The organism is Pseudoalteromonas sp. MER144-MNA-CIBAN-0113 (genome assembly GCF_040308965.1).
In the GTDB taxonomy this organism is placed as follows: Bacteria; Pseudomonadota; Gammaproteobacteria; order Enterobacterales; family Alteromonadaceae; genus Pseudoalteromonas; species Pseudoalteromonas tetraodonis.
In genome coordinates this window covers 1-11617 of the sequence record NZ_JBEOOG010000098.1, presented here as the reverse complement: position 1 = coordinate 11617, position 11617 = coordinate 1, and the positions used below count along the sequence as shown (strand labels likewise).

Below are 11617 nucleotides of genomic sequence, written 5' to 3'. Positions count from 1 at the left end.
TTGAACCTGCTAACCACCCGCCGTCTGACTATAACTATTGTGAAAAGAAGACAGGACAACTACTCTGACACGGCGGGATAGCTTCCCAAAAAAATCGAAGCCACTATTTAAAGATAAAATAAAACATAAAGTAACGCCAGAATTAGATATGCCTTCTGATACTGATGTAATAGATTTTGTTAAACAGCAAGTTGATATATTATTTGAAAAATAAGATAAACTTTCTTATTGTATTTCAATGATCATGGTAATTAAAGTATGAAAGCTAAATCCAGCATTTCTAATTGTTATAGCAACTAGAAATGCTGGGATTCTAGTTTAAATTTTTGGAAAAATAACAGCGGTAAAGGTTAAATGGATAAAAAATCACTTTCTGAAATACAAACACTTTTTTGGTGTCAGTCTATTCTCGACACGTTAGATTTAGGCAGTATTGCCGAATTTAAAAAACTACCGAACCTAGCTTACGAACCGTTCAAAAAAAAATATTCTCACTTATTCACCAATAAAGATGAATTAACGAAGGCATATGAAGTCTTTTGTATTGAACCACTTGATCCGAAAACATGGCTTGGTTATTTCAGTGGAACTTCTCCAACGAAAAAAACAAAAGGTAAGCAATCGCCTTACGATATTATTGGTGAACTTATTCCACAGACTCAACAGGCATATTGCAACGGCTGTTTTAATATCATAAATGTTTTTACATCTAGCTATATCAGAGATGCGATCAGAGCTTTTGCCAACGGTGTAACTGAGTTATATAAATCTAAAAACTTAGATATTGATGTGTGGCAATCAAATCTTGATACCGGCAAATCTGAGCTAGTAATGAACTATAGAGAGATATTTGACTCAAATTTGGCTCGCGGAAACTTTAAGTTTTGTTTTGATTATTACGTAGAAATACTAAATCAAAGAAGTGATGAGTTAGGGCAAAACATATCTATTTTAAAATTAATGGAAGCCTATATTAATTTGAACTATTTTGGAGAATCCCCAAAAGTGTTTAGTCGGCTATTAGTCGAAGGAGAAGCAGTCCAATTAATGAAAGAACAATACAACATTAAACCTTTTCTTTGGAAAAAAACATTTCAAGTCGTATCTGATGCTTTGCTTCATTATGAAGAGCATAAAGACGAATTATTTTGGATTGAAGAAAGAGAAAAATTTATTTGTGAATAAAATTGTTAAAGGGGCTAGCAAATAACTTACTAGCCACATAGACAAGACAGTCGACAGACTGAGGATACAATATTATTTTAATACTTCATTGCTTTTGAGATTTTGAGACAAAAATTGGTAAATCATGCCTATTTTAGGGGTTATTGATTCTGGGTCTATTTCAACTCGAATGCTACCAGCTCTTTGAACGGCTACTCTCTCAATTTTCGTTAGATACCAGTACTTTACTCCTCGCCTTATATAACAAACTGTTTGCATTGCCCCGTGAGGGTATTCCGGCTTGAAAGCACTATATAATGGCCTAACGCAAGCTTTGATATTTTGGCGATCTTTCATAAATAAAATATTATCGATCAATGACTCTGCTATAAACGTGGCATTTTCCAGTTCTTCATAGTTTAGCTCTCTTTCCCACGTATTACGTTGAAACTTGTCAAAAATTGCCTGAATCATTGTTTTGTTACTTGAAATAATTTTCATTTCTTTCATAAATATTTTCCTGTTTAGAATTCAAGAAAATTCTTCCATAGTTATGACTTTTTTTATAAGTAACAGAAAACAATCTTGCTCACTTGAATGAATCTTAAATAAGTGATAGGAGAAAAAGTTGCAAAGATGAGCTTTCATATTGGGCTTTAGCTACAAAACTTGTCAAGGGAACAACTTAAAAAGTTGTTCCGTATTTGCTTCAATAAAATTTAATTAATCTAGCTCCATCCTGAATTTTCAGGTGATAACAATTGGAGCAATTCATGAAAAATACACACAAAGAAAATAAAGATTTTACTATCGAACATTTAACCCTATCAGAAATTCAGTCTTACTTAGGATTACCGAACGGTTTAAGTTATTTGGAACTAACGAGACAAGCAATAACAATATCAAATGAGCAATATATCCCGATAGAGGATTCACTTTTATATGCATTATGGGGTAATGGCTACCCATCTGCTCGACATCCATCTAATGCTGTAGAAGAACTAATTACATTTAACTTTGGTAAAAATATAAATGAATTTGGGTTATTGATCTTAAATGGCAAGCTCAATGGCTACTGCTACCTTGATGATGATAAAGAAAACTGGACACTAATCTCATGTCCTACATACAATAAAGAGCAGATTATAAATATGTTAGTTCGACATCTATCAGCAAGTACCAAGTTCAGAAGCAAAGAAATCAATTTTTTGAAAGCTGTAAAAAATTGCATTAATGCGATCGGTCATGATTTCTATGATTTACCTAAAAAAAAATCTCTAGATGATGTCACCAACATATTAGAAATAGATATCGATATAGCCAAATTACTAAGCAATGGGCATGGCACTAATTCAACTCTTCGATATGCTCTTGCTAGTTGCTACAACGACATTGCAACAGCCAAATACTTGATGAATAACACCTTACTTAATAAACATCAGTATGATGGTTTAAAAACATTAAAGGTTTCTGATGAATCTGCTCGTAATAGCGTTTATGAATATATGAATAAGTATCATTCATTCGGTGCTATGTGTATTAATTTAGACGATAAAAATAAGAAAATAATTACTGATCTTATTGATAATTATTGTGGTTGGTAAATAAAAACTGATAAAGAGTTTTTACTATTAATTGCTTCTGGTAACTTTTGACGTAAAGAACCTCGAAAACTAACTAAATCACATTCATTCAGTTTTCGAGGTAGTAAAAGTAAACCACAATCTATTTTTGAGTATTAGTCATTTAATATTCCCAGCAACTATCTCAGTAAGCTGTTTATCACCGAACTCAATCTCTCTTTCATTACTTCTTATACGGTGGTAATTAGTCATTACAGTATCATCACTTGGATTCCATCCACACTCAATTAATTCACTGTAAGCATATATATATTCAAACGTATTGATAAAAAGAGATTGGAATTTGAAACATTGATCAGGAGGAAGGGCTTTATCAATTGAACCATGAACAAAATAATTTCGGCATTTAATGCCGTATTTGATAATAAATTTGAAGTTTACAGAACTAAGTGTGTGACCCACCAGTTTTGGTTCTATGATTTCAAAGCGCTCCAATATTCTGTCTTTTAAGGATTTTCTTGATAGAAAACTAACGGATTGCAGCAAAGAACTTTTTAAATCTGGAAAAGTTTTGAAATCAGATTTTATCTGTAATTTTAAGCTTTCGATTTGAGCTACGGCTTCTTCACTTAACTCTTTTTTCAAGTTTTCAGGCGAGTTGGGAAATATATCGAACATATTAGCTGATGATATTAGCCTATCAGATGAATATGTATTTGAAAAAAATGTATTGTAAAAGCAATGCCTTACGTTTTTCCTATCTTCTTTATCAAACCAATTTTTTAGAATAGTTCCGAAACTATCACTACATACATTGATTAATGGGTCTGAATGATAGGTTTCATCAACCTCTTCACCCCAATTACGATAGTCGTGATGAACCTTATAGTTAAAGTGTTCTTCACCTGACATTTTAAGTTCAATGTCTGAAAAGAATAACCCGTGACCAGAAATAAATCTCAAAAATAGCGTGAGTAAATTTGCCCTGTCGAAAGCTTCTTCAATTTTTATTGGATTATTAAAATCAATTGTAATTAAAATTTTATTTTTTAATTGTACTCCCTCGGCATTTCCCCAAATACCACTGCTATAACAATGACTAGCTGTAATTTTACCCAGTTTAGTATTTTGGCTAAATACCTCGAAGTCACCGTTGAAGTAAGCAATGCTAGGTCTCTTATTAATATCAAAATGAGGGGTGAACTCTTCTTCATTAAGCGCTTCAATCAGACCTTCCTTTGGGAATTGAATATATCCAAAAGATTTAACATCTTGAAATAGCTTTAAAGGATTTTTAACGACTAACGAAATAGAATCGAATAAATCTTCATCAGGTTTGATATGCTTATCACCCAAGAGCATAGTGTGCGAGAATAAATCACAGGAACAATTTCGAGTCTTGCCACCGAAGTGCTGAGTTTCTTTGAATGAAAGGCAGTTTAAAAGAGATATTGGTTGCCCTTTATGTGTAGTTCCATAAATATCAGAATGGGACTGTACGTGAAAGTAGTCAGTTGACCAGCATTTAAAATTATTCGAGCCTAATTCAAGCGTTCCAGATACACTTTTATTAACTCCAATGACAAAATTTGCATTAATAACATTTTTCATTCTCTACCTTCCGAGAAACGACTGTAATTTATATGTGTTTGGCGTTTGTCATAGGAAGCGAACCTAAGTTCGCCATATAAATGTCACGATAAACATTAACTTATTTCAACGTCGTGGTGCCGAAAGCACAAAGCATTGTCTTTGATAAACGCATTATCCTGTAAACTTTCATTTAACATGTTCAACAATGAAAAGTGCAATTCGTGCCTAAGGTCATTATTACAAGGACATTGTTCTTCATGTTCAACTGTTACCCATAAACCATTTTCATATTTGTAAAACCAGCCAACATCGACACCTATTCCTGTGACTACGTTACTAGGGTGATCAATAGTCAATGCTGCAACAGATATTAATCCTGACTCAGTTTTTGATACGTATACGCCTTTTTCAAAAGTATACGGCTCTGGCATTTCAATGACTTTTATTAAGCCATCTACTTCTATGAAAAATCTTCCATGTTCGTCCAAGACTCTATTTACGTGTGTTAAATCGAACGGCTTATTGGTATTGGAGTAAAAAGACACCTGAGGTAGCTTGAAAAAAGCGGTATTCGAAAAGTTTTCATCTGCTTCGTTTACGTTGTCAGCAATCCAAAACCGTTCATAAAGAGAAACATGTGGTGGCAAGTGTTTTACGTAGCTGTCTTCGTTCAATTCATAGTCTGGTATATCAAGTGCTCTGCGAAATGTCGGAACCATCGTGTCTGCATTTACCTTTTCCCAAGGTAGATTCAAAAGCGTGTTTAAAATAAAGTCTTCGCTTTTAGACGGGAATAAATCTTCAACATTTTGTAACCCGTTTTTCTTGTAGAAAGAGCGTAAAACGTCAGGTGGAACTTGGATGTGAGCTGCAATTGTTTGTGATGGGAGATAATCGTCTAGGTTTCCAACCAAACAAGCTTGCTGTGCATGAAATCTCAGTTTTCCTTCTTCACCTTGTAATATGGTTAAATCATGAATATTTACGCCAAGGCTTTCCAGTGCCATTTTGTCAATCACATATATGTGACCAATTGATTCACTCTCTGAATAATTTCCAGCTTTATGTACTAACCATAAGTAGTTTTCATTAATATCTTCGCAACCATGAATTGCCTTAGTTTCGGTATATTTATTGGAAGCAAACCAAGCCGCCACATGAGGAGATTTCGTTAAATCGACATAAAATGAACGCCAGCCATAGTGCTGCAATATTGCTTGGGATAGTTCTAGATCAATGTCGAAGTAATTAAGCCCAGTATAGGCTCTTATCATTGCTCTGGAATAGTGACACCATTTTAGCATTATCGGTGGAATACAGCCGTGTCGGCTAAATGAAGTGGGAATGCTTACGTCACCACTATCTTTTGTAAAATGAGCTACTTGTCCTCGAAATAAATATCCATTTTGATATTTATCAAAGCAAGCTTCTAACTCTCCCAAGCTCTCAGGCTTTAATATCATCATTGTAGTTCCTTACAATTAGGTGACGCTTTTCCTTAATCAACACTATATTAAATTTAATTTAATTTTCAAATTTAAGGGCATAATATTAATATCGGTGTTTAGCTTTACAAAAGAAACCATTTAGGGCCACCACTTGCCCCTAAAAACGAGGTAAAAAGCTCAGGTTTAAACCCTTGTTCGTTTATTATTTTTGCTGCAGTTTTACCTGCATAAATGTCGATCATCTAAAAATACTACCTGTAGAGTCGCAGTTTAATGTTGTTAAAACCAAACTTAAAATGAATACTTATGCAATATAAAACTTTTAAACTTTAATCTTAATCCCAAATTCCGTCTTCACATTTGCCCTGCACTTTTACGTTTTTTACCTTAAACTCAGGCTCTATGCCTTTGTCTCTTTGTGCGTGGTAGTCGTTAGTAACAGACAAAATAGTCGGTGTGAGTAGTATAATAGCGATAACGTTTACTACTGTCATTAACCCTAAGGCAATATCGGCTAAATCCCATACTTGTTTTAATGTGGCAGATGCACCCCACAACATCATTGATAAATAAAGCAAAGTATAAATACCGCGCCCTACTTTGTTATCAAGCTTAAATAGGTGCAGGTTACTTTCAGCGTAGGCGTAGTTAGCAACCACCGAGGTAAAAGCAAATAAAGTAATGGCAGCGGCTACAAAATACACGCCGCCTTGCGCTAAGTGTGAGGTCATAGCGCTTTGGGTTAAACGAATGCCTTCCATTTCGCCGCTTATGTTCACATCAGCCAATAAAATAATAACCGCGGTACAGCTACAAAGTACAATGGTGTCGAAGAACACGCCTAGCATTTGTATGTAACCTTGGGTAGCCGGATGGTTTGGCATTGGACTGGCACTTGCCGATGCATGCGGCACACTACCTGCGCCTGCTTCGTTTGAATATAAGCCCCGTTGAATACCGTTTTTAATCGCCGCCCCCATGGCGCCTGCGCCCGCTTCTTGTAAGCCAAACGCGGATAAAAATATATCTTTTAGCATACTGGGTACTTGGGTAAAGTTAATCAGTGTAATTACCACAGCAACAAGCACAAACACGATGCCCATAACAGGGACTACTCGCTCAGCAAAACGGGCAATAGCTTTAAAGCCACCTAAAATAATTGAACCGGCTAACAAAGTGATCACGATGCCGGAATAGTGTGTGGGAATTTCAAAGGCATAATTAAGCGCATCGGTAATGGTGTTGGTTTGCATGGCACTAAAGGTAAAGCCGTAACCTAAAAATAAACAGGCGGCAAACACAATAGCAAACGCACGGCTGCCTAAGCCTTGTTGAATATAATACGCAGGGCCACCTCTAAAATCGCCATTACTATCACGAATTTTATAAATTTGCCCAAGAATACTTTCTGCAAAACCGGTCGCCATACCCAGTATGGCAATCACCCACATCCAAAATATGGCGCCACTTCCACCAAGTGATATAGCAACAGCCACTCCCGCTAAATTACCAGTACCAACACGCGCACAAAGCCCCGTACATAGAGCCTGAAAGGAGCTAATGTTATTTTTATCACACTTACTGCTGCCTTTTAGCAAGCTAAACATATGTGTAAATTTAACGAGTTGAATAGCTTTTAAGCGGACAGAAAACCATATGCCAGCAAAAAGTAAAATGTAAATGAGTACTTGGCCTTCGCCCCATAAAAGGCTATTTACACTTTTGATCAGCGTGTCGAACATCAGGCTTCCTTTTTATTATTATTTGCCACGGTATTAATTTAGCGACGTGAGTGTTTAAGTTTAGTAGAGACTTAGCCACTTTATAATAAAGCCAATTAGATGTGAATTATTTTTCTTTATTAATGAATATAAATTCAGCCAGAAAACTGACTTATATTGCAGTGTAATTGCTGATGTAAAAAGAATGTTTTAGAAAGGAATTAGTCGCGTGCTTTAATAACCGTTAGCGCGTTATTTTTGAGGTAAAAAACCGAATATTTCTCACGGCTAAATGACTGCCATGAGAACACAGTAAATGCTGATTTATTATCTTGCTGATAATAAACACACAGCTACGCTATGTAGCTGTGTTTATAATCATCCTGATCTGGGTGATGGTTTTTTAAGTAGTTATGGCCTGCTGCTAAACCAAGTTTATAGTCAAATCGTAAGTCATCATTTGAGCTGCCTAATAACTTACTATAAAGCTTTTGATTTGCAAAAATTTGAATTATTTCTACATCTTTTGGTGGATTAGCAATAAATGCTAACTCATCTTCGTAGGCTTGCTCATGTTGTAATAAGTAGTCTATTGTTTTTGGGCAATAGCCAGATACTTCAACAAATGATTTTAATTTACTTACCCATGCTGATTGAGCCTGAAAGGCTTCATCAACGGTGCGTATAACCACAATTTTGCGTGCGCCACGATTATAGGCTTCGCGTACAGGAAGCGGTGCGGCAAGGCCACCGTCTAAGTAAAAATCAGACTCTGACTGTATCTCGGTTTTACCTAATTCATTTGCGGCTAATGCATTTAACCACGGCGTCAATTTTACACCTTGCTTATATAAAAATGGCAGTGCACTTGACGCTTTTAATAGCTCTCGCCATTGCTGGCCTTCCCCTGTTGGGGATAAAAAATAAGGTTTGCGATCACGGGCATTAGTTGCAGTAATTAATAGCTCACGGTCACCTAAACTGGCTTTTGCGGTTTTAAAATCAAGCGCTCTGTTTACTTCGGTAGTTTTATCAAAGTACCAATCTAGGTCAACAATATGTTTACCCATTAGGCCGCGACCTAATTGAAAAAAACGTTTATGACGCGAAAGGCCTCTGATCAGGCGTTTAGCATAGCCTTTTTGACGCGCCAAATAGCTTGTTAAGTTTTGAGAACCTGCAGATGTGCCAATAAATAAGTCAAATGGATCATACTCTTGCTCTAACCAGGCATCGAGTACACCCGCGGTAAATATCCCTCGTTGTCCGCCACCTTCTGCTATCAGCGCTACTTTTGGCTGCACTGAGTTGTTGCCTGAATGGGGTGTCGTACTATTTTGAGATTTCACGCTTTACCTTCCTATTTATTTAGCTGAATTGTGTTGCATACCCTTATAATAATCGTTCAATATCCATAATTAAAATTGATTGTTTAAATCAGTTCTATTGAAAAAATAGAACAAGCTTTTTCATTGCCACTTTTTAAAATAATGTAAAATGGCCCCGACGTAATCAACTTTAATCTGTTTAATAGCATAACAAGCGTTGAGTGTACGCTTGCTTAACCAATTGCTTATCCATGTTTTATTTGCATTAAAATTTCAAGCGCTTTATGGCGTTTTTCATTATCAAATAAGTCGTTGGTGAATATAAGCTCATCAACCCCTAATTGATTTACAATCATTTCTAGCTTGTGTTTAATACTGGCTGGCCCACCGGTAACACTTAACCCTAAAAAGCTCTCAACATGAGCGCGCTCTTGTTCGCTCCACAAACCTTCCATTGTTTCTACTGGGGGTTTTAACCACAGCTCGTCGCCTCTAATTAACGATAACACTCGCTGTTTGGATGTAGTTGATAAGTACTGTGCTTCTTCATCTGTATCTGCAGCCACTAAAGGTAATGCCAACATGACATAAGGCTTAGCTAATACATTTGATGGTTTAAATTCTCGTTTATACAAGGCTATTGCATCATGCACAAAACGCGGTGCAAAGTGCCCCGCAAATACATAAGGTAATCCTTTTTGTGCAGCTAACTGCGCACTAAATAAACTTGAACCTAAAAGCCAAATGGGCACATTGGTGTTTTCACCAGGTATTGCTCGCACGCGCTTAGTTCCCTCATAAGGGCCCAATAATGTTTGTAACTCGCTCACTTCATTAGGAAAGTTTTCAGCACGGCTGATATCGTTATTTAATGCACGACTTGTCACAGGATCACTACCCGGGGCGCGCCCTAACCCTAAATCAATTCGACCTGGGTATAAACTTTCTAAGGTGCCAAATTGCTCAGCAACAACTAAAGGAGCATGATTAGGCAACATAATTCCACCCGACCCTACGCGTATTTTTTTAGTGTTTCCGGCTATATGCCCCACCAAAATTGAAGTAGCCGCACAAACAATCCCAGGCATATTATGATGCTCGGCTAACCAAAAACGGTTAAAACCGAGCTCATCAGCTTTTTGTGCATAGGCTGTACTTTTATTTAAGGTGTCACTCACAGTGGCACCTTTAGGCATAGGCGCCAGTTCTAATAACGAAAAAGGAATAGTTGATAACAAAGTAGCACCTCCAAATTAAATAGCGATTTATAGCGCTAGCCATAAATAATGAGTCTACGCTAAGAGATGGGTGTGTATGACAGTCAATTCAAGGCGCCTTGCCTTTTAAAAGCTAAATAGCGATGTGATTGAACAACAATTAAGTTAACTATTTTTAGCCGCAGCGTGTTGACGCTTTAGTTTATAAGCTTCTGAATCAAGCCCTTTTTTCCAATAGCCCGATGCAACAATTTGACTGCGCGGTATAGCTAATTCATCAGTTAATACGGTTTTTGCTTTACGGACTAATCCTGCCTCAAGTGCCATAAATACAATAGGTTGTTGCTCACTAAGTGGTAGCGATTTTAATGCGTTTATCATATCTGTATCGGGGTTATTTGTTATTAACCAAGTTACATCACGCGAGGAGTCTAAGCTAATCACATCATCTTTTGTTGGTGCATGAATAATCGCGTCAATTTTTGCGTTTATAGGCAATTGTTGCACGTAGCCTTTAATTGCATTAACCGAAGTTAAATCGCCAAGTAATAGATAATATGAATGATCATAGTTATCCAACTTTTTAGGGCCTGGCCCTGCTATACCCACTTCATCGCCTACTTTTGCTTCTTTAGCCCAATTAGTGGCTGGACCTTGGTGCATATTTATCACAAAGTCGAGAGTAAGTGCACCAGTGTGCTCATCAACATGTCTTATAGTGTATGAACGCATACACGTAGTTTTAATATTAAAGTCAACGCGGCCATTTTGTGGAATAAGCACCTTAACGTAGTTACCAATGTATTGGGCACTCAGGTCGTTAAACTCATCTGAGCCGACAATAATGCGTTGTAAATGTGGGGTTATTTGCTTTGTGCTTAATACGGTTGCTTTGCGTACTTTTTTACCCATATAAATTTACCTCACTAAAATGATGAATTGCATAACGCCCCATTGGTTGATAAAATCAACTATAGCAATTTAATTGACTTTGTCAACCATTATGGATTTATTATGAACTCTTCATTGGCCAATACATTATTTGCTTTAATGCAAAATTATCGCGTTACCATACGCGAAGCCATTAATGCAGGTGAGCTTGGATTAAACGCGATGCATGTGCGTTGTCTGCATATTATTGCAGCGACACCTCAGTGCACTGCTAACGATATTGTGAATCAAACCCAACGCGACAAAGCCCAAATAGCACGGTTAGTGAAAGAACTGCTCGCGCTAAACTTAATTCATAAAAATGCCAGTGAGCATGACAAGCGTTGTTTTATTCTGTCGTTTACCGCACAAGGGTGCACGCTTTACGACAAATTATTAAACGCTGAGCAGCATGTAAATGCGCAAATGTGTAAAAACTTAAACCCACAGCAAATCAATGACTTCTTAGATACAGCTCAGCAAATGATCAAAAATATGGATTGATCGCAGATCCATTACTTGGCATAACTTATATAAAACGCATATACTGTACACTTATGGCGCTGATCCATTTCTGTGTTGGTTTGCTATACTAAGTAAATCAAATCATGTTAGGAGCGTCCATGAATAATA

Annotated in this window: 10 protein-coding genes and 1 pseudogene; 3 read left to right on the top strand and 8 right to left on the bottom strand. The window is 36.6% G+C overall.

The window, feature by feature from the left end:
* Window positions 1-354 precede the first annotated feature (354 nt).
* A complete protein-coding gene (locus AAEY57_RS17555) occupies window positions 355-1185 on the top strand; it encodes a hypothetical protein (RefSeq protein ID WP_350608381.1) in 831 nt (276 codons plus the stop codon).
* 72 nt (window positions 1186-1257) lie between these two features.
* Here AAEY57_RS17555 and AAEY57_RS17550 read toward each other — a convergent pair whose 3' ends face one another.
* Window positions 1258-1674, bottom strand: coding sequence for a hypothetical protein (locus AAEY57_RS17550; protein WP_350608380.1), 417 nt, complete (start codon window positions 1672-1674; stop codon window positions 1258-1260).
* Between the two features lie 263 nt (window positions 1675-1937).
* Between AAEY57_RS17550 and AAEY57_RS17545 the strand changes: the two genes are divergently transcribed.
* Window positions 1938-2768, top strand: coding sequence for a hypothetical protein (locus tag AAEY57_RS17545; protein WP_350608379.1), 831 nt, complete (start codon window positions 1938-1940; stop codon window positions 2766-2768).
* A gap of 138 nt (window positions 2769-2906) precedes the next feature.
* Here AAEY57_RS17545 and AAEY57_RS17540 read toward each other — a convergent pair whose 3' ends face one another.
* The 7 genes and pseudogenes from AAEY57_RS17540 to AAEY57_RS17510 form a co-directional block, all read right to left on the bottom strand.
* Complete coding sequence (locus AAEY57_RS17540) at window positions 2907-4358, bottom strand: ApeA N-terminal domain 1-containing protein (protein ID WP_350608378.1); 1452 nt, start codon at window positions 4356-4358, stop codon at window positions 2907-2909.
* A gap of 95 nt (window positions 4359-4453) precedes the next feature.
* On the bottom strand, window positions 4454-5806 hold the full coding sequence (locus tag AAEY57_RS17535) for an FRG domain-containing protein (protein ID WP_350608377.1): 1353 nt from the start codon (window positions 5804-5806) through the stop codon (window positions 4454-4456).
* A gap of 107 nt (window positions 5807-5913) precedes the next feature.
* Window positions 5914-6030, bottom strand: a pseudogene (locus tag AAEY57_RS17530) (patatin-like phospholipase family protein); the annotation flags it as partial.
* Window positions 6031-6123: 93 nt separating this feature from the next.
* On the bottom strand, window positions 6124-7530 hold the full coding sequence (locus tag AAEY57_RS17525; protein WP_350608376.1) for an alanine/glycine:cation symporter family protein: 1407 nt from the start codon (window positions 7528-7530) through the stop codon (window positions 6124-6126).
* Between the two features lie 332 nt (window positions 7531-7862).
* Entirely contained in the window at window positions 7863-8858 is a 996-nt protein-coding gene (locus AAEY57_RS17520) for a patatin-like phospholipase family protein (protein ID WP_013463343.1), read from the bottom strand.
* 224 nt (window positions 8859-9082) lie between these two features.
* Window positions 9083-10075, bottom strand: a complete 993-nt coding sequence (locus AAEY57_RS17515; RefSeq protein WP_008468090.1) for an LLM class flavin-dependent oxidoreductase — start codon at window positions 10073-10075, stop codon at window positions 9083-9085.
* 144 nt (window positions 10076-10219) lie between these two features.
* A complete protein-coding gene (locus tag AAEY57_RS17510; RefSeq protein ID WP_350608375.1) occupies window positions 10220-10966 on the bottom strand; it encodes a siderophore-interacting protein in 747 nt (248 codons plus the stop codon).
* 102 nt (window positions 10967-11068) lie between these two features.
* On the opposite strand from AAEY57_RS17510, the gene AAEY57_RS17505 reads away from it, so the two are divergent.
* Window positions 11069-11488, top strand: a complete 420-nt coding sequence (locus AAEY57_RS17505; RefSeq protein WP_028834599.1) for a MarR family winged helix-turn-helix transcriptional regulator — start codon at window positions 11069-11071, stop codon at window positions 11486-11488.
* Window positions 11489-11617: the final 129 nt, after the last annotated feature.